The 16,794-nt window shown below is 67.5% G+C and carries 19 protein-coding genes; 14 read left to right on the forward strand and 5 right to left on the reverse strand.

Annotated features, from left to right (window positions below; genetic code table 11):
- The first annotated feature begins 77 nt into the window (after nt 1-77).
- Nucleotides 78-1,220, forward strand: a complete 1,143-nt coding sequence (locus tag AC1RM6_RS12665; protein WP_493101689.1) for a sulfotransferase family protein — start codon at nt 78-80, stop codon at nt 1,218-1,220.
- A 219-nt stretch (nt 1,221-1,439) separates the two neighbouring features.
- Here AC1RM6_RS12665 and AC1RM6_RS12670 read toward each other — a convergent pair whose 3' ends face one another.
- Entirely contained in the window at nt 1,440-3,560 is a 2,121-nt protein-coding gene (locus tag AC1RM6_RS12670) for a TonB-dependent siderophore receptor (protein WP_493101690.1), read from the reverse strand.
- 243 nt (nt 3,561-3,803) lie between these two features.
- Here AC1RM6_RS12670 and AC1RM6_RS12675 point away from each other — a divergent pair, with 243 nt between their 5' ends.
- The 9 genes from AC1RM6_RS12675 to AC1RM6_RS12715 all read left to right on the forward strand — a co-directional run bounded on the left by AC1RM6_RS12675 (nt 3,804) and on the right by AC1RM6_RS12715 (nt 10,756).
- Nucleotides 3,804-4,121 carry a hypothetical protein gene (locus tag AC1RM6_RS12675; RefSeq protein WP_493101692.1) on the forward strand — a complete coding sequence of 106 codons (318 nt, stop codon included), beginning with the start codon at nt 3,804-3,806 and terminating at the stop codon, nt 4,119-4,121.
- The gene (locus AC1RM6_RS12680) at nt 4,118-5,701 is read left to right on the forward strand and encodes a PepSY-associated TM helix domain-containing protein (protein ID WP_493101693.1); all 1,584 of its coding nucleotides are present in this window, start codon (nt 4,118-4,120) and stop codon (nt 5,699-5,701) included. Before AC1RM6_RS12675 ends, AC1RM6_RS12680 begins: the two co-directional genes overlap by 4 nt.
- Nucleotides 5,698-5,976 carry a hypothetical protein gene (locus AC1RM6_RS12685; RefSeq protein WP_493101695.1) on the forward strand — a complete coding sequence of 93 codons (279 nt, stop codon included), beginning with the start codon at nt 5,698-5,700 and terminating at the stop codon, nt 5,974-5,976. The genes AC1RM6_RS12680 and AC1RM6_RS12685 overlap by 4 nt, the downstream gene beginning before the upstream one ends.
- A gap of 89 nt (nt 5,977-6,065) precedes the next feature.
- Nucleotides 6,066-6,236 carry a DUF4160 domain-containing protein gene (locus tag AC1RM6_RS12690; protein ID WP_493101697.1) on the forward strand — a complete coding sequence of 57 codons (171 nt, stop codon included), beginning with the start codon at nt 6,066-6,068 and terminating at the stop codon, nt 6,234-6,236.
- Between the two features lie 63 nt (nt 6,237-6,299).
- On the forward strand, nt 6,300-6,716 hold the full coding sequence (locus AC1RM6_RS12695) for a DUF2442 domain-containing protein (protein ID WP_493101698.1): 417 nt from the start codon (nt 6,300-6,302) through the stop codon (nt 6,714-6,716).
- A gap of 411 nt (nt 6,717-7,127) precedes the next feature.
- Nucleotides 7,128-7,445, forward strand: coding sequence for a 2Fe-2S iron-sulfur cluster-binding protein (locus AC1RM6_RS12700; RefSeq protein WP_493101700.1), 318 nt, complete (start codon nt 7,128-7,130; stop codon nt 7,443-7,445).
- Nucleotides 7,446-7,503: 58 nt separating this feature from the next.
- Nucleotides 7,504-9,078: a cytochrome P450 gene (locus tag AC1RM6_RS12705; protein ID WP_493101702.1), complete on the forward strand. Its 1,575-nt coding sequence runs from the start codon at nt 7,504-7,506 to the stop codon at nt 9,076-9,078.
- A 193-nt stretch (nt 9,079-9,271) separates the two neighbouring features.
- On the forward strand, nt 9,272-9,772 hold the full coding sequence (locus AC1RM6_RS12710) for a nuclear transport factor 2 family protein (protein WP_493101704.1): 501 nt from the start codon (nt 9,272-9,274) through the stop codon (nt 9,770-9,772).
- Nucleotides 9,773-9,775: 3 nt separating this feature from the next.
- Entirely contained in the window at nt 9,776-10,756 is a 981-nt protein-coding gene (locus AC1RM6_RS12715) for an LLM class flavin-dependent oxidoreductase (protein ID WP_493101705.1), read from the forward strand.
- 68 nt (nt 10,757-10,824) lie between these two features.
- On the opposite strand, the gene AC1RM6_RS12720 is transcribed toward AC1RM6_RS12715, so the two are convergent.
- Nucleotides 10,825-11,574: an ArsR/SmtB family transcription factor gene (locus tag AC1RM6_RS12720; RefSeq protein ID WP_493101706.1), complete on the reverse strand. Its 750-nt coding sequence runs from the start codon at nt 11,572-11,574 to the stop codon at nt 10,825-10,827.
- A 97-nt stretch (nt 11,575-11,671) separates the two neighbouring features.
- Here AC1RM6_RS12720 and AC1RM6_RS12725 point away from each other — a divergent pair, with 97 nt between their 5' ends.
- The 3 genes from AC1RM6_RS12725 (at nt 11,672) to AC1RM6_RS12735 (ending at nt 13,497) form a co-directional block, all read left to right on the forward strand.
- On the forward strand, nt 11,672-12,001 hold the full coding sequence (locus AC1RM6_RS12725; RefSeq protein WP_493101708.1) for an NIPSNAP family protein: 330 nt from the start codon (nt 11,672-11,674) through the stop codon (nt 11,999-12,001).
- A complete protein-coding gene (locus tag AC1RM6_RS12730) occupies nt 11,998-12,342 on the forward strand; it encodes an antibiotic biosynthesis monooxygenase family protein (RefSeq protein ID WP_493101710.1) in 345 nt (114 codons plus the stop codon). Before AC1RM6_RS12725 ends, AC1RM6_RS12730 begins: the two co-directional genes overlap by 4 nt.
- Before the next feature lie 78 nt (nt 12,343-12,420).
- The gene (locus AC1RM6_RS12735; protein WP_493101711.1) at nt 12,421-13,497 is read left to right on the forward strand and encodes an endonuclease/exonuclease/phosphatase family protein; all 1,077 of its coding nucleotides are present in this window, start codon (nt 12,421-12,423) and stop codon (nt 13,495-13,497) included.
- A gap of 2 nt (nt 13,498-13,499) precedes the next feature.
- Here the strand turns inward: AC1RM6_RS12735 and AC1RM6_RS12740 are convergent, their stop codons facing one another.
- The 3 genes from AC1RM6_RS12740 to AC1RM6_RS12750 form a co-directional block, all read right to left on the reverse strand.
- Nucleotides 13,500-13,910, reverse strand: coding sequence for a bactofilin family protein (locus AC1RM6_RS12740; RefSeq protein WP_493101713.1), 411 nt, complete (start codon nt 13,908-13,910; stop codon nt 13,500-13,502).
- A complete protein-coding gene (locus AC1RM6_RS12745; RefSeq protein WP_493101716.1) occupies nt 13,900-14,871 on the reverse strand; it encodes a M23 family metallopeptidase in 972 nt (323 codons plus the stop codon). Before AC1RM6_RS12745 ends, AC1RM6_RS12740 begins: the two co-directional genes overlap by 11 nt.
- A gap of 460 nt (nt 14,872-15,331) precedes the next feature.
- Entirely contained in the window at nt 15,332-15,943 is a 612-nt protein-coding gene (locus AC1RM6_RS12750) for a glutathione S-transferase family protein (protein WP_493101718.1), read from the reverse strand.
- 82 nt (nt 15,944-16,025) lie between these two features.
- On the opposite strand from AC1RM6_RS12750, the gene AC1RM6_RS12755 reads away from it, so the two are divergent.
- On the forward strand, nt 16,026-16,730 hold the full coding sequence (locus AC1RM6_RS12755; RefSeq protein ID WP_493101720.1) for a helix-turn-helix transcriptional regulator: 705 nt from the start codon (nt 16,026-16,028) through the stop codon (nt 16,728-16,730).
- The last annotated feature ends 64 nt before the right edge of the window (nt 16,731-16,794 follow it).

Consider the following 16,794-nt stretch of genomic DNA (forward strand, 5'->3'; position numbering starts at 1 on the left):
TTCAGAAGAAGAAGGCCCTTTCTCGCATGCTTCCCGCAAGGGGAGAGGGGAGGAGGGGGTAGAAGCGGGAGAAGATAATGACCGTCGACGAGATCATCGCCAAGGCGCGTGCGGCCACCGGCCTCACCGATCTGGGCGATCCGGCCGTGCTCGAGGGGCTCGAGGTGCTGGTCAAGGCCTCGAACGAGGAAGCGCGGCTGTCCGAGGTCGGCGCGCAGCGCTGGGAGGCCAATCTCGTCGCGACCCTCGCCAACCGGATCAAGGTGGTCGACTATATCAAGCAGCATCCCGAACTGCTCGAGGCGCCGATCGAAAAGCCGCTGTTCGTGTTCGGGCTGCCGCGCACCGGCACCACGCTGACGATCAACCTGCTCAGCGCCGATCCGATGCGCCGCTGCTTCCTGCGCTGGGAAGCGCTCAACTCGGCGCCGCCGGCCAAGGCGGGTGAACTCAGCACCGATCCGCGCTGCGTCGCCGAGCGCGAGCGGTTGGCGATGGCGCTCAAATATATGCCGCAGATCGCGGCGATCCATTATGAGGAAGCCGACGGCCCGTCCGAGGACCAGTTCTCGATGAACATGTCGTTCCGGGCGCAGCTGTTCGAATCGAACGTCAATGTGCCGAGCTATCGCGCGTGGATGCTGGGGGCCAGCACGCTGCCCGCCTTCACCTTCCAGAAGCAGTTGCTGCAGATGCTCCAGGCCGAAAATGGCGGGCGCTGGACGCTCAAGAATCCGTGGCATCCGCTCTATCTGAACGATCTGACGACGGTCTATCCCGACGCCCAGCTGGTGATGACCCACCGCGATCCGGTCGAGGTGGTCGCGTCGTCCTGCAGCCTGATCCGCCATGTCCGGCCGATGTTCAGCGACGAGGTCGACCTGCCCGAGATCGCCGCGCAGATGATCGCGACCTTCGACGAGATGATCGCGCGCCAGAACGCCTATCGCGACGCGCATGGCGAGGATGCGATCTACGACATCCAATATACCGACCAGGTCCGCGACCCGATCGGCGAGATGCGCAAGCTCTACGCCCATTTCGACGAGCCGCTCACCGAGGCGGCCGAGACCGCGATGACCAAGCTGCTCGCCGAGAATCCGCAGGGCAAGCACGGCAAGCATGTCTATTCGCTCGAGGAGTTCGGGCTGACCGCCGACGGCATCCGCGCGCATTTCAAGGACTATTGCGAGCGCTATGGGATCAAGGGGAAGAGCTGAGCTAATCCGTCATCCCGGCCCCCGGACCGGGGCTTTGCTCCGTCCGAGGACGGGCATCGCCCGGGATCTCCGGAGGCAAGGGAGCGCCTTATCCGCACGAGATCCCGGGCGTCCGTCGGATGACGATTAAGGCGAGCCCGGCTCGCCCGTAGTTCAGAACTTCAGCGTCGCCGTCGCGAAAATATTGCGATCGGCGCCGATGAAGCAGTCGCCGCGCGGTCAGAAATGGCGGGCGAGGCTGAGGCGCCAGTTGCGCGGCTGGCCCGGGGTCACCCGGTCGACGCAGCAGGCGTCGGGAAAATAGCGCTTGTCGAACAGGTTGTTGACGTTGAGCCGGACGCTCCAGTCGGCGAAGCGATAGGACAGGCCCGCGTCGACCAGCGCATAGCCGGGCAGGGTGAACAGTGTCACCGGGTCGGCGATGCCGTCATAATCGACATCCTCGGCGGTCAGCGCGCCGGGCTTGCGGCTGTTATACTGGAAGGCGAGATTGACCCCGAGATTGGCGAGCGGACCCTTGGGCACGACATATTCGCCGAACAGCTTGAGCCCGTGGCGCGGCACATTTTGCAGCCGTGCGCCGACCGGCAGCCGGGTGTCGCGAGTGACCTTGGCATCGAGCCAGGCATAAGCCAGCGACAGCGTCCAGGCCGGGGTCGGGCGCCAGGTCGCCTCGACCTCGATGCCGCGGCTGCGCTGCTCGCCGGTCACCAGATAGAAGAAGGGGTTGGCGGGATCTTCGGTCGCGACATTCTGCCGGGTCAGCTCGAATATCGAGACCATGCCCGACAGTTTCGCGTCGGGGGTCTGGAGCTTGATCCCGCCTTCGATGTTGCGGCCGGTCTCGGGCGGCAGCGCGTCGCCGGCGACGGTGAAATAGCCGGGCTGGGGCTGGAAGGATTTCGACCAGCTCGCATAGAGCGCGGCGCCAGGGACGATCGTCACCGTCGCGCCGATCCGCGGGCTGAACTTGTGGTCCTTCTGGCCGTCGCTGTCGGCCCAGTCGTAGCGCCCGCCGAGCGTCAGCGTCGCGCGCTCGCCGAAGCGGATATGGTCCTGCAGATAGAGGCCGGTCTGGTGCGACGTTCCGCCACCGTCATAGGCGCCGGCGGGGTCGTGGATCAGCGGCCGGTCATAATCCGGCGCCAATATGTCGAGCGGATTGGCCGCTGGATCGAAATTGCTGCCGGTGTCGGCGAAACGGCTGCGGCTGTGGCGATAGTCGAGACCCAGCACGATGTCGTGGCTGACCGGCCCGGTATCGAGCTTGAGCGTAAAATGGCCGTCGGTTGCGAAATCATCGTCGCTCTGATGGAACGGGCCATAGATATAGCGGCCGGCGACATGACCCTGCTGGACCCCGTTGACGAGCGCGCTGTCGATGAAGCCCGCCCAGAAGATCCAGTTGTTCCAGTCGACCTTGCGGTGGCTGTAGCGCAGCGTTTGGTCGAACGAGAGCGCGTCGGAGAAACGGTGCGCGAAGACATAGCCGGCCTGGGTGTAGCTTTGATTGTGGACCGCCTTGGGATCCTCGCCGTTGATCGCGAAATCGATCGGCAGCTTGCCGTTGACGCTCGGCAGCACCGTGCCCCAGGCGGTGACCGGCGACCAGGGCGCGTCGTGGTTGCGTTCGTAGCGGGTCAGCAGCGTGAGGCGGGTGTCGGTGCCGATATTCCAGGTCAGTGCCGGCGCGATATGGATGCGGTTCTTGTCGGAGAAGCGCACGAAGTCGTTGCTGTCACGATAGACCAAATTGATCCGGGCGAGCAGCGTGCCGTTCGCATCGAGCCGCATATTGGCGTCGACGGTGCCTTCGACGAGGTCGTAGGAGCCGGTGGCGATGCCGAGATCGACGAAATCCTCGTTGCGCGGCCGCTTGCTGACGAGGTTGACGATGCCGCCGAGCGGCGCCGATCCGAACAGCATCGACGCGGGGCCCTTGACCACCTCGATCTGTTCGAGCCCGGCCAGTTCGTTGTTCGACCCGGCGACGTTCGCGCTGATCAGCCCGTCGAGATAGATGCTGCCATAAGCGGCGTCGAAGCCGCGGATCTGATAGGCGTCATAATAGCCATAGGTGCTGCTGCGCGACACCCCGGCGACCCCGCGCAGCGCCTCCGCGAGCCGGGTGATGCCGCGCGCCTTGATGATGTCGGCGTCGACGATCGAGATCGCCTGCGGAGTTTCGATCAGCGGCACGTCGGACTTGCCGGCGTTGACCGGGGCCTTCATCTGCTGCCCGAGCACGAGGATGTCGTCGGCGGCATCGGCGCGGACATCGGTCGCGGCGGCCGCTTCCGCCGCCGCGGTTTCGGCTGCGTGCGCCGGTGTCGCCGGCATTACCGCGAGCGCCGATATCGCACCCAAGCCCATGACGATATTTGTTTTACCTGCCCGCATTGCCTGTCCCCTCGGTCGCCGATCGTCCCAAATCGGATGTGAGGACTGCGCAGCTATTGCGAGTCATGCGCAATAGCAAGTCGATATCGGCACGCCGGGTTCAATTAAGAACGCATTGCAATAGCATGGCGGTGAAGCTAATCGTTACGGCATATTCGACCTGAAAGGGAAGACCGAAGCGGCATGTCGGCGCGGGCCAGGAAATGGATCAGGATCGGCTTCGCCGGACCAGGCGCGGTGATCGTCGCGCTGATCGTGATGGCGGGGATGGCGCTGTGGCTGCCGGGCGGAGCGGCCGGGATCGACAATCTCGTGCTGCCGCTGATCCTGGTGCCGCTGATCTGGGCGGCGCTGTTCTTCCACGGCTGCCTCGACGCGAAACTGTTCAGGGTGGCGCTGGTGTCGATCGGCCTGTTCGCAGCGCATGCCACGCTGATCGTCGCCAAATATCTCGACAGCCCGGCATCGGCTCCGGCGTCCGGGACGGGAGGACATCGATGATCCATCTGCCTAAGCAGGAGACCAAGCTGCTGGTCGCGATCCATGGCTGGTCGGGAATACTGCTCGGCCTGCTGCTCTATGCGGTGGTGATCACCGGCATGGCGGCGGTGTTCGCCGAGGAGATCGGGATCTGGTCGGCAGGGCATGTCGAGCGGCGTTCGGCGTTCGAGCGGCCGCTCGACACGGTGATCCGCGAGCTCGGCGCGCGGACCCCGGCCGAATATCAGGAGGGGGTCAGCCTGTTCGAGGTCGGCGACCATGGCCTGGGCGCCTATTTCCACCGCGACGAGGTGCTGCCGAGCGGCGAGCCGAGCAGCCGCGGCATCTATTATCGGGTCGACAGCCGCGGCCGGCTGCTCGGCGCGCAGCGCGGCACCGGCGAGGAGGTGTTCGGCCCGCAGAACGACGATGCGCTGAGCAGCTTCCTGGTCGACACCCATGTCCGGCTGCACGTCCCCAATCCCTGGGGGCTGCTGCTGACCGGCATATTGGGGCTGGTGATGCTGGTCGCGGCGATTTCGGGGCTGCTGATCCACCGCCATCTGCTCAAGGACATCTTCACCCTGCGGCGCAATGCGCATCCGGTGCTGGTCGACCGCGACCGCCACAGCGTCGCCGGCAGCTGGAGCCTGCCCTTCGCCTTCCTGCTCGCCTTCACCGGCAGCTTCTTCTCCTTCTTCGGCACGATCGGGGTGCCGATCGTCGCGATGGCGGCGTTCGGCGGCGACCAGCAGGCGCTGAGCGAGGCGGTGTTCGGCGATCCCGCGCCGGTCGATGCGCGCGCGACGCCGATCGGCAATCTCGACCGGATCTTCGCCGATGCGGTTCGCCGCGGCGGTGACGCGCCGACCTTCGTGTCGATCGAGCATTTCGGCCGTGCCGATGCGACGATCACCACCTTCCACGATCCACGCCCCGGCAGCATCGAGCCGACGTCGCTGGTCTATCGCGGTGCGACCGGCGCCTTCGACCGGGTCAAGCCGACGATCGGCACCCGGCCGTCGATGGGCGGCACCGCCGCGGCGATCATGGCGCCGCTCCATTTCGGCAATTTCGCAGGCATGCTGTCGAAGGCGGTGTGGTTCGGGCTGGGTTTCGCGATGTGCTATGTCACGCTGACCGGGCTGCGGCTGTGGCTGGCGCGGCGCCGCGAGCGCCAGCGCGCGCTCGACTGGCTCGAACGCGCGGTCAGCGTCGTCGGCTTCGGCCTGCCGTTCGCGCTGTGCGTCGCCGCCGCCGCCTTCCTGATCACGATGCCGCTCGGCACCGCGGTCACCTGGACCACGACCGCCTTCGTCATCGCCTGCGCGGTCGCGATCGCCGGCGGGGTGCTGCTGCGCTCGAACGCGGCGGTGCTCGGCAGCCTGCAGATCGGCACCGGCGCGCTGCTGCTGGCGCTGCCGCTGATCCGGCTGGCGAGCGGCGGCCCCGGCTGGCCGACGGCGATCGCGGTGGGCCAGCCGATCATCGTCGCGGTCGACCTCGCGCTCGCGTTGGCAGGCGGCTGGATGCTGTGGCCGATGATCGCGCTCCGCCGCCCGGTGCGCGAACCCCGGCCCAGCCTGCAGCCCGCCGAATGACGATCGCGACGACATTGCTGGCGGTGGCGCTGTCGGGTGCGCTGATCCTGTGGCTCGCGATCGGCGATCCCAAGCGGCGACGCGCGCAGCGGATCGCGGGGGCGGGACAGGGCACGACCACCCGCCGGCTGATCGCCGCCGCGGCGATGCTGCCCGGCGTCTGGCTGGCGGGGAGCGGCAATGTCGCGGCTTTCCTGGTCTGGCTCGGCGGCTGCTGCGCGGCGGGCTGGTTCATCGCGCTGGGCTTCGGCGGGCCGCGCGGCGATCGGGCTTAGAGGCTTCGGCGGCAGCGCCGGCCGACATGGTTCGGTGAGCGCCCGACCAGGAATATTCCCTAGCGCTTGGGTTTATGCTATAGGATCGCATGCCCACGGTGATGCGGATCGGTGGTTTGCGTGTCGTGATCTGGCCGAACGACCATCGGCCGGCGCATGTGCATGTTGTGGGAAGCGAGGGTGAGGCGGTGTTCAACCTTCATTGTCCTGACGGTCCGCCGGAACTGCGCGAAAGCTATAGGTTCAGGCTCGCCGAGTGAGCCGGATCGAGGCGGCATTGGTGGCGGCGCTCGCCGATCTCTGCGCCGCATGGAGTGCGATTCATGGCGATCACTGAACAGGATCTGGCACGCGCCGAACAGCGTATGGACCATGCGCGCGAGGTAGGGCATGCCGTCAAGGCGCGCTACGATCGTCATCGCGGGCGGGTGGTGGTCGTGCTCAGCACCGGTGTCGAAGTGGCCTTCCCGACCCGGTTGGCCGAGGGGCTGGCCGGTGCGTCTTCCGAAAATCTGGGCGTGATCGAGATAAGCCCGGCCGGACTCGGGTTGCACTGGCCGAAACTCGATGTCGATCTTCATGTGCCATCGCTGCTGCAAGGCATCCTCGGGTCGAAGCAGTGGATGGCGCGGCAACTCGGCGCCGAGGGCGGGCGGGCTCGTTCGGCCGCCAAGGCGGCCGCCGCGCGCGCCAATGGACGCCGTGGCGGGCGGCCGAGAAAGATCGCCGCCACCGCCTGAGCGGATAAGTCCAGGACGGCAGGGCATTTTCGAGAGGGTGTCGCGACCGGCAAGCTGTCGTTCGTGACGCTCGCTGGCGCAATGGCCAGCGCCCGAACTGCCGCGCGCGACCAGCGCTTCCGACCAAATCATCAAAAAACAAATAAACCCGCCGGCGGGGGGGGGGGAGCCGGCGGGTTCGATTTGGGAGGCCGCCGAGCGGGGGGCAAGTTTGCGACCTCGGTGACATGAACCCATTGCGGGCGATGTGGTTCCATCGGTCGCGCGAAGAAATGCACGCGCGACGATTTCCGCGCCGCCAAGGCGGTTGACGGCCATGATCAGACAAGCATATGATCCACTATAGATCATAAATGGCGACGCTATGCGCCGATATCGCTCATTGTCCCGCAACCAGACGAATGGAAACACATGCCGCAATTGATCGTGACGACCCGCGAGGGCGAAACCGAGACGCTGGAAGGGGCGCCGGGGCTGAGCGTGATGGAGGTGATCCGCGATGCCGGGATCGACGAGCTGCTCGCGCTGTGCGGCGGGGTCTGCTCGTGCGCGACCTGTCATGTCCATGTCGACGTCGAGTTCGCCGAGCGGCTGCCGGCGATGAGCGAGGACGAGAACGATCTGCTCGACGGTTCGGACCATCGCAACGCCCGTTCGCGGCTGTCGTGCCAGGTCCGGCTGACCGACGAACTGACCGGACTGCGCGTGACCATCGCCGCAGAGGACTGAACCCCCCGCCCAACGACACAGACGGCATCGATGCCGCACGTCCATCAGGAGACCCGAGATGCAGAGCCTTGCCGAACGCGATTTCTTCACCGACCATATGATCCTTAAGGATCCCTACGCCTATTTCGAGGCGGTCCGCGAACGCGGGCCGGTCGTCCGCCTGCCCGGGCGCGACTATATCGTCGTCACCGGCTTCGACGAGACGCTCGAGGTGCTCAAGAACGCCCGCGACTTTTCCTCGTCGATCGCGGTCCAGGGGGCGTCGGCGCCGCTGCCGTTCGAACCGCAGGGATCGGACATCAACGACCAGATCGTCGCTTATGCCGACCAGATCCCCGGCGCCGACATGGTGGTTTGCTATGACGACCAGCCGCACAGCTTCTCGCGCTCGCTGATCAGCCGGCTGTTCGTGCCGTCGAAGCTCAAGGCGAGCGAGGCGTTCATCGTCGATTATTGCGACGAGATGGTCGGCGCCGCGGTTGCGCGCGGCGAGTGCGAGCTGATCAAGGATATCTCGACCCCGTTCGTGACGATGGTGATCGCCGACCTGCTCGGGGTGCCGCACGACGACCGGCTGGTGTTCATGGAGGCGATCGACGCCGCCCCGCCGCCGGGCAGCCTCAACACCGAGGATCTGGCCAACCATGGCAGCCCGCTGGTGCTGATGGGCATGTATTTCGCCCAATATGTCGCCGACCGCCGCGAGACCCCGCGCGAGGATGTGCTGACCGACCTGTCGCTCTCGACCTATCCCGACGGCACCACCCCGGAGGCGATGGAGATCGTCAAGCTGGCGACCTTCCTGTTCGGCGCCGGCCAGGACACCAGCGCCAAGCTGCTCGGCAATGCGATGCGTTTCATCGTCGATCAACCAGGGCTGCAGGACGAGCTGCGCGCCGACCCGTCGCTGATCGGGCCGATGCTCGAGGAGGTGCTGCGGCTCGAGGGATCGACCAAGATGACCTCGCGGATCGCGCGGCGCGACACCCGGATCGGCGACATCGATGTGCCGGCCGGGACCAAGATCCTGCTCGCGCTGTCGGCGGCCAACCGCGATCCGCGGCGCTGGGAGAATCCGGGCGAGTTCCAGCTCAAGCGGCCGAAGATCGCCGAGCATGTCGCCTTCGGCCGCGGCGCGCATGTCTGCGCCGGGGCGCCGCTGGCGCGGGTCGAGGTCCGCGTGATCCTCGAGAAATTCCTCGCCATGACCTCGAAGATCGACTTCGACGAAGCTGTCCACGGCCCGCGCGGCGACCGCAACCTCGATTATGAGGCGAGCTTCATCATCCGCGGGCTGAGCCAGCTCCACCTCAAGCTGACCCCGGCGGCGGGCCATGTCGCCCCGGCCAAGCCGGCGGCCGAGAAGAAGCGCGGGCTGTTCGGGTTCGGCAAGGCGGCCGAGGCGGCGCCGACCCGTTATTCGACCGGGGACAGCAAGATCGGCGCGCTGATCGGCGACCCGGCGGCCAAGGCGGTGCTCGACCGGCATTTCCCGGGGGTGGCCGACGATCCCAAGATCAAGATGGCCAAGGCGATGACGCTGCGCACGGTCCAGAAATTCGCGCCCGAGATCTTCACGGTCGAGGCACTCGATGCGGCGGATGCCGAGCTGGCGGTGCTGCCGGTGCGGTGATCCGCGCTTTCGTCATCCCGGACTCGATCCGGGATCTCACTTCTCCTTCGATCGAAGGCAAAGAGATCCCAAATCAAGTTTGGGATGACGGACAATAGAAGGGACCCATCGCCCCTATGATGTCCGTTGCCCTCGCCTTGTCGAAGTCCGCGCCCGGAGTCATGCCGGGCGGACAGAAACAGGGAGAGCGGCGATGGCCAAGGCAAATTCCGACGCGGTGGCGGACCGTCAGGAGATCACCGACCAGATCTACCGTTATTGCCGGGCAATGGACCGGATCGACCATGAACTGGGCTATTCGATCTGGCATGAGGACGGCACCGCCGATTATCGCGGCGGGGTATTCGAGGGCCGCGGTCGCGACTTCATCGACCATGTCTGCCGCCAGCATAGCGGGCTGCTGGTCCATTCGCACCAGGTCACCAACATCGTCATCGAGCTCGACGGCGACTTGGCGGGCAGCGAGGCCTATGTCACCGCCAATCTGCGGATCGAACGTGGCGGCAAGCTGATGCAGATGACGGTGCTCAGCCGCTATATCGACCGCTGGTCGTGCCGCGACGGGCGCTGGGCGATCGATCACCGGATCGCGGTGATGGACATGGATGAGATTCGCGAGGTCACCCCGATGAAGGATCTCAAGGGGGGAAGCCGCGACCGCGAAGACCCATCCTATCAGGTGCTGAAGGGCTGAGCCGTGACCCCGATCCAGACGACGGTCTTCTTCGACATGCGCGCGCCGGGATTCGGCACGCCGCCGGCCGGGCTCTATGGTGCCGCGCTGGAGATGGCGGCGTTCGCCGACCGGATCGGGGTCGACCGGATCGGGCTGATGGAGCATCATGGTTCGGACGACGGCTATCTGCCGCAGCCTTTCGTGCTGGGCGGGGGCATCGCCGCGGTGACGAGGCGGGTCTCGATCATGCTCGGCGCGGTGATCCTGCCGCTCCACGATCCGGTCAAGATCGCCGAAGCGATCGCGGTGCTCGACCTGATGTCGAACGGCCGGCTCGAGGTGATCCTCGGCGCGGGCTATGTCGCCGCCGAATTCGCGATGTTCGGGGCGTCGCTGCGCGATCGCGGGCGGCTGCTCGACGAGGGCGTCGAGATCATCCTGCGCGCGTTGCGCGGCGAGCGGTTCGACGCCGGCGGCCGGCCGGTGTTCGTGCGGCCGCTGCCGGTGCGGCGGCCCGAGGACATCATCCTGGTCGGCGGCGGGGTCGCGGCATCGGCGAAGCGCGCGGCGAAATTCGGGGTCGGCTTCGGCCCGATCCGCGCCGACCTGATCCCGCTCTACGAGGCCGAATGCCGCCGGCTGGGGCGTGAGCCGGGGAAATATTGCCGGCCCAGCCACCGCCTGCCGGGCGCGATCATGCTGTCCGAGGATCCCGAACGGACCTGGGCGCTGCTCGAACCGCATGCGTTCCACGTCGTCTCCGAATATGCCAAATGGGCGGCGCAGGAGGAGAACAGCCATTCGCCGTTCAAGGGGCTGACCAGCCTCGAGGCGCTGCGCCAATCGGGCATGTTCGCGGTGTGGACCCCCGACGAGCTGCTCGCCAATGCCGACAAGGTCGAGGACACCGGCACCTTCGGTTCCAGCCGCTGCTCGGCGGCTTCGCGCCCGAGGAAGGCTGGAAGAGCCTCGAACTGCTTGAAGGCGTCATCCCGAAGCTGAAGGCGCTGCCTCGCTGAGCCCTGGCGTTATACCCAATCCCGGTGAACTTGACTCATCGGGATCGGGTATCAGCCCGTGCGGCGCTTGAGCATATCGATCGAGGATGCGTCAGCATCTTCGAGATCGCGTATGACCCCGAAATAACGGTCCAGCGCCGCGAGGCCCGGCGGGGTGATCGTCACCGCCCGGCCGGTCGCCGCCGGGCGCAGCCAGTGGCGATCGACGAAGGTCCGCAGCAGCGCCGCACCGACCGCGCCGGCGATGTGCGGACGGCGTTCGCTCCAGTCGAGGCAGGGACGGCAGAAGGTCGCGGATCCGGCGGATGGACCGGGTTCGACGCCCAGCGAGGCCAAAAGGGCAAGGCCGCGTTCGGTCAGGATCGCGCCGTCCCGGGCGAAATCCAGTTCGGCGCGCGCGGTCATGGCATCGGCGATCGCGACCGCCACCTCGCCGGCGAGATGATCGTAGCAGAGCCGGGCGCGGCGCAGATCGCGATCGCGCGGGCCGGTGCGGACGGGCTTGCGCGGGGCGGCGCCGGCGAGGCTGGCGTCGAGCGCCATCATCCCCTCGAGCATCGCCGCGACCGCCGGACCGGCGAGCCGATAATAACGGTGCCGCCCCTGCGCCTCGAGCGCGAGCAGCCCGGCCTCGTGCAGCCGCACAAGATGCGCGCTGGCGGCGGGACGGCCGATCCCGGCGGCCCCCGCGAGTTCGCCGGCGGTGAGCGCGCGTCCGTCCATCAGCGTCACCAGCATCGCGGTGCGCGCGGGTTCGCCGATCAGGGTGGCGATGGCGGAAAGCGAGGCGATCGTCGACATGGCACCAGCGCATAGCCGATCGCCGGCGCGAATGCTTCGGGCACGCGCGAACCATCGCCGTCGGGATCGCGGCACAATCGGCGGCAGGAGGACCATCATGATCACCTGTTTCATCCGCTACGAGCTCGATCCGTATCGGCTCGACGCCTTCGACGCCTATGCCCGCGGCTGGGGGCAGGCGATCCCGCGCTGCGGCGCCGAGCTGATCGGCTATTTCGCGCCGCACGAAGGATCGGCGACCACCGCTTACGGCGTCTATTCGGTCGAGAGCCTCGCCGCTTATGAGGCCTATCGCGCGCGGTTGCGCGACGACCCGATCGGCCGCGAAAATTACGCCTTCAGCCAGCGCGAGCGCTTCATCCGCCGCGAGGAACGATCCTTCCTGCGGCTGGCCTCGGCACCGCATGCGCCGCTGGTGCGGCCATGATCGCGGTGCTGTTCGAGGCGTGGCCGGCGCCGGAGCAAAGCGCGCGCTATCTCGACCTCGCCGCCGGGTTGCGGCCCGCGCTCGAACGGCTCGACGGCTTCGTCTCGATCGAGCGGTTCGAGAGCCTGAGCGAGCCGGGCAAGCTGCTGTCGCTGTCCTTCTGGCGCGACGAGGCGGCGGTCGCGACGTGGCGCAACGGCGCGGCGCATCGCACGACCCAGGCCGAGGGGCGCGACGGCGTGTTCGCCGATTATCGGCTGCGCGTCGCCGAGGTCGTCCGCGACTATGGGCAGGGCGACCGCGCCGGGGCGCCGCCCGACAGCCGCGCGGTGCACGGATGACGGTGTCGATCCGGGGTGACGTGCGCCCCGGTCCCATGCTCTATGGCGCGCTGATCAGCTACGGAGTCGGTGTTCGACATGAGCCTGTCCGCCCTCGGACGACGCATCGCGATACTGGCGGGGACCTGCCTGATGCTGTCGTCGTGCGGCACCACGCCGCCGCTCAGGACGATGGCGTGCGCGACCGCGCCGATGCCGCCGATCGGCCGCTCCGGCGGGCGCGCGACCGCGACCTTGTCGGTGCTAACCTATAATATCGAGGGGCTCGGCTGGCCTGCGCGCAAGGGGCGGGCGCCGCAGCTTGCCGAGATCGGCGCGCGGCTCGCGGCGCTCAGGGCCGCAGGCACGGCGCCCGATGTGGTGATGTTCCAGGAGATGTTCAGCGGCCCGGCCAAGCAGGCGGTGGCGGCGAGCGGCTATCCGGCGATCGTCACCGGCCCCAGGCGCACCACCCGCCAGGTCGGATCGACCAAGGCGCGGCTGCCCGGCAAGGCGCGGATCAAGCTGGGCGAGATCGGCATCCATTTGACCGGCGGCGGGCTGGCGATCGCGTCGCGCTTTCCGATCCTCGCGGTCGATCGCCGCGCTTATGGCCGGCGCTCTTGCGCGGGGATCGACTGCCTCGCCAACAAGGGGGTGATGCTGGCGCGGGTCGCGATCCCGGGGGTGCCGGTGCCGATCGACCTCTACAACACCCATATGAACTCGCGCGGCGCCTCGCGCGCGCCGGCGATCCGCCACGTCGCCGCGCATGACCGCCAGGCGCTCGAAGCGTCGCAGTTCATCAAGACCAGCCACGACGACGGCAGCCCGCTGGTGTTCGGCGGCGATTTCAACATGCGCCATTCGGAGGAGCGCTGGGAGAATTTCTCGCGCTACCAGTCGCTGGCGCTCGTCCACCGGGTCTGTGCCGATCGTGCGTCGGGGTGCGAGGTGTGGATGTCGTGGGACGGCGACGCGCCGTGGATGGACACCCAGGACCTGCAATTCTTCGCGAGCGGCGGACCGGTGGCGATCCGGCCGATCCGGGTCCAGGCGATGTTCGACGGCGGGACGAGCGGCCCCGAACTGTCCGACCATGACGGCTTCATGGTGACCTATGAACTGAGCTGGCCGGCCGCGCTGCCGGTGCGATCGGCCTGCTCGGGCAAGTAGGATTACTCGGCGAGGCGCTCGTTGGTGATCAGCTTGAGATTGCTCTCCTGGACCCAGTGGAGCTTGCCCGAGATCTTGGCGCCGGGGGCGATCCTGAGCTCGCGATAGCTGATATCGCCCGAGACATGCGCGGTGCTGACCAGTTCGACCCCGGTCGCGTCGATCGGCCCGTCGACGGTGCCCGCCACCACCACCTGTTCGGCGGCGATCGCCCCGACCACCCGGCCGGTTTCGCCGATCGTCAGATGGACGCAGCGCACATCGCCCTCGACCACGCCGTCGATCTGGATGTCGTTGCCCGCGCCGATCGTGCCGGCGATCGTCACGTCGGCGGCGATGATCGAGAAACTGCCTTTCGCCGAGTCCTTCGCCGCGGGGCGCCGCACGGAGGCGGGCTTCGATTTATCGAACAAGGTTCATCTCCATCAATGGCCGGGGATTGATGCTGCGTCCGTCGAGCCGGACCTCGAAATGGAGATGGGGGCCGGTCGAGCGGCCGGTCGAGCCGATCAGCCCGAGCGGTTCGCCGCGCCGCACCGTCTGCCCGTCATGGACGAGGATGCGCGACATATGCCCGTAGAGCGAGACCAGGTGGAAGCCATGGTCGACCACCACCGCATTGCCATAGCCGGCGAGCCGCCCGGCATGGGTAACCCGGCCGACCCCCGCCGCGAGGATCGGCTCGCCATAGCCGCCGCGAAAATCCTGGCCGGGATGGACCGCGGGCCGGCGGGTGAACGGATCGAAGCGCACCCCGAACGGGCTGCTCATGTCGAGCAGGCCGACCGGTCGCCCGACCGGCAGCGCCGCGAGGAAGCCCTTGCTCGCCTGCCATTGGCCGAGCGCATATTGGAGCCCGGCGAACAAGGCCGCGGGGGACTGGCCCGACGCCTGTGGTTCGGGGCCGTCATAGGGGATGAACGGGCCGCCCCGCGCGTCGCCCAGTGGCACGCGCAGGCCCAGCCGCCGGAAGGTCGCGCTGTGCCGCGCCTGCTCGGCGCTGGTCGATCGGGTCACCGCGCTGGCGAAACCGAGCTGGCGGCGCTCGATCGCGGCGAGCCGGGCGTCGATCGGGGCGATGCTCGACCGCCGGTCGGGCTTCGCCGTGGCGGGCCGCGAAAATTCGATGCCGAGATAGTGCTGGACGATGCCTTCGAGCTGTTTCTGGCGGGATTCGAGGGTGCGGGTGCGCTGGTCGAGCTGGCGGCGGTTGCGCTGGAGGTTGCGATCCTCGCGCGCGATCTGCGCGGCCTGGCGGTCGAGCCGCTCGCGCTCGGCATCGAGCCGGCCATGTTCGATCAGCGCCGACAGCGAGGTCGCCAGCCACAAGCCGAAGCCGGCCAGCAGCGCCGCCGCCAGGACAAGCTGAACCATCGGCGAAATCCGCACGAAGCGGACCCGCCCCCTGGAGCGAAGATAGACTTCGCGTTCCGGGAACCAGTGCAACACGATCAGTTCAAAGTCCCACCCCTGAATCGCCTCATTGCATATCGTCTTTTCACCGATGTGACAGCGGATTCGATCGCCGTTTTTCATTCCGGATCAAAAATGAGCGTCTGCAACCGAAGCGGTTCTATCGGATGGGGTGGTGGTTCGGCGGGGCGGTGATTCAAAGATGCGAACCACTCGCAGATATGGTGATGATAAACCGGCAATCGAATCGATCAATTGGTGATCGCCGCAGAGATATTCTTGCGATGGGCGCAATCGCGATGGATCTTCGCTTCCAAAACGGCAAGAACAGGCGGCACCGATGCCCCGTGGCGCGGGTCGCGCGCCTTGGGACATCGGTGCCGCCTGCGTCAGTTGATCCGGTGGGATCTTGGCCCGGTCGTCAGGCCGCGCGCTGGAGACCGGTGGCATCGTCGAGGTCGATCGCGCGCAGCGCCGCGGGGCGGGCCTTGCAGCGTGCGACATAGGCGTCGATCGCCGGGCTGTCGGGGAAGACATGGCGGGCGAAAGCGATCGCGCTGCCGATCAGCAGGTCGGCCCCCGAAAAATGCTCGCCCATCATATAAGGGCCCTGCGCCAGCGCACCCTCGATCCGGCGGATCGCGGCATCGTAACCACGCTGCTTCATCGGCGCCGCCCCCAGTTCGTCGCCCATCGCCGCGAACATCGCCGGCTCGAGCGCCGCCGCATACCAGCTCAGCCAGGTGAGATAGGCGCCGCGGCGCGGATCGCCGACCACCGGCCCGAGCCCGGCCCAGGGGAAGCTGTCGGTCAGATAGAGGACGATGCCGACCGACTCGGCGACCAGCACATTGCCATGCTCGATCGCGGGGACCTGCTTGTCGGGATGCGGGTTGGCGGGATCGCCCGCGCCAGCGCCGGTCATCGGCCGGAAGATCGACACCGGCCGGATCTGGTAGGGCGCGCCCAGTTCCTCGAGCAGCCAGATCATCCGCGAAGAGCGCGACTGCGGGGCGTGATAGAGGGTGATCATCGATGGTCTCCTTGGTCGAAACGGGATGACCGGCTTGTAGAAGGGGTCTGCTGACAGCATGGTGTCAGCAGGGAGACGACCGATGCGCCGCGCCGACCGATTGTTCCAGATCGTCCAGATATTGCGGCGCTCGCACCGCCCCACGACCGCCGACAGCATCGCGGTCGAGCTCGAGACGTCGAAGCGCACCGTCTATCGCGACATCGCCGATCTGATCGGCCAGCGCGTGCCGATCCGCGGCGAGGCCGGGCTTGGCTATGTCCTCGACGGCGGCTTCGACATGCCGCCGCTGATGCTGACCGCCGACGAGATCGAGGCGGCGGTGCTCGGCGCGCAATGGGTGGCGGGGCGCGGCGATCCGGTGCTCGCGGGGGCGGCGCGCGACCTGATCGCCAAGATCGGCGCGGCGGTGCCCGAGCGGCTGCGCCCGTTCATCGCCGAGCCGGCGATCGGCACCCGCCCGGGCTGGGGCTTCGCCCCCGACGGCATCGACATCGCCCGGACGCGCGCGTGGATTCACAGCGGGCGCAAGATCCGAATCTGCTATCGCGACGAGCGCGGCGGCACCAGCGAGCGGACGATCTGGCCGGTGATCGTCGGCTATTTCGATACGATCAGGATGGTCGCGGCATGGTGCGAACTGCGCGACGATTTCCGCAACTTCCGCACCGACCGGGTGACCTCGGCCGATTTTCTCGACGAGCGCCATGGCTGTCGGGCGGGCGAGCTGCGGACGCGGTGGAAGGCCTATATGGCGGCGCGGCGTGGGGTGGAGGTGCTGGGGTAGGACGTCGCCCGGCGAACCGCCGTCGTTCCGGCGGAGGCCGGAACCGCCCAAGATGAGAACGCGC

Source organism: Rhizorhabdus sp. GW822-FHT03C02 (assembly GCF_058801765.1).

What these genes read in the sequence shown, in the direction of transcription:
- AC1RM6_RS12670 (WP_493101690.1), bottom strand. Translation starts at nt 3,560, where the DNA reads ATGCCGGCGACACCGGCGCACGCAGCCGAAACCGCGGCGGCGGAAGCG.
- AC1RM6_RS12710 (WP_493101704.1), top strand. Translation starts at nt 9,272, where the DNA reads ATGGCCAAGGCAAATTCCGACGCGGTGGCGGACCGTCAGGAGATCACC.
- AC1RM6_RS12730 (WP_493101710.1), top strand. Translation starts at nt 11,998, where the DNA reads ATGATCGCGGTGCTGTTCGAGGCGTGGCCGGCGCCGGAGCAAAGCGCG.
- AC1RM6_RS12720 (WP_493101706.1), bottom strand. Translation starts at nt 11,574, where the DNA reads ATGTCGACGATCGCCTCGCTTTCCGCCATCGCCACCCTGATCGGCGAA.
- AC1RM6_RS12755 (WP_493101720.1), top strand. Translation starts at nt 16,026, where the DNA reads ATGCGCCGCGCCGACCGATTGTTCCAGATCGTCCAGATATTGCGGCGC.
- AC1RM6_RS12735 (WP_493101711.1), top strand. Translation starts at nt 12,421, where the DNA reads ATGAGCCTGTCCGCCCTCGGACGACGCATCGCGATACTGGCGGGGACC.
- AC1RM6_RS12680 (WP_493101693.1), top strand. Translation starts at nt 4,118, where the DNA reads ATGATCCATCTGCCTAAGCAGGAGACCAAGCTGCTGGTCGCGATCCAT.
- AC1RM6_RS12675 (WP_493101692.1), top strand. Translation starts at nt 3,804, where the DNA reads ATGTCGGCGCGGGCCAGGAAATGGATCAGGATCGGCTTCGCCGGACCA.
- AC1RM6_RS12665 (WP_493101689.1), top strand. Translation starts at nt 78, where the DNA reads ATGACCGTCGACGAGATCATCGCCAAGGCGCGTGCGGCCACCGGCCTC.
- AC1RM6_RS12725 (WP_493101708.1), top strand. Translation starts at nt 11,672, where the DNA reads ATGATCACCTGTTTCATCCGCTACGAGCTCGATCCGTATCGGCTCGAC.
- AC1RM6_RS12750 (WP_493101718.1), bottom strand. Translation starts at nt 15,943, where the DNA reads ATGATCACCCTCTATCACGCCCCGCAGTCGCGCTCTTCGCGGATGATC.
- AC1RM6_RS12745 (WP_493101716.1), bottom strand. Translation starts at nt 14,871, where the DNA reads ATGGTTCAGCTTGTCCTGGCGGCGGCGCTGCTGGCCGGCTTCGGCTTG.
- AC1RM6_RS12690 (WP_493101697.1), top strand. Translation starts at nt 6,066, where the DNA reads ATGCCCACGGTGATGCGGATCGGTGGTTTGCGTGTCGTGATCTGGCCG.
- AC1RM6_RS12685 (WP_493101695.1), top strand. Translation starts at nt 5,698, where the DNA reads ATGACGATCGCGACGACATTGCTGGCGGTGGCGCTGTCGGGTGCGCTG.
- AC1RM6_RS12695 (WP_493101698.1), top strand. Translation starts at nt 6,300, where the DNA reads ATGGCGATCACTGAACAGGATCTGGCACGCGCCGAACAGCGTATGGAC.
- AC1RM6_RS12705 (WP_493101702.1), top strand. Translation starts at nt 7,504, where the DNA reads ATGCAGAGCCTTGCCGAACGCGATTTCTTCACCGACCATATGATCCTT.
- AC1RM6_RS12700 (WP_493101700.1), top strand. Translation starts at nt 7,128, where the DNA reads ATGCCGCAATTGATCGTGACGACCCGCGAGGGCGAAACCGAGACGCTG.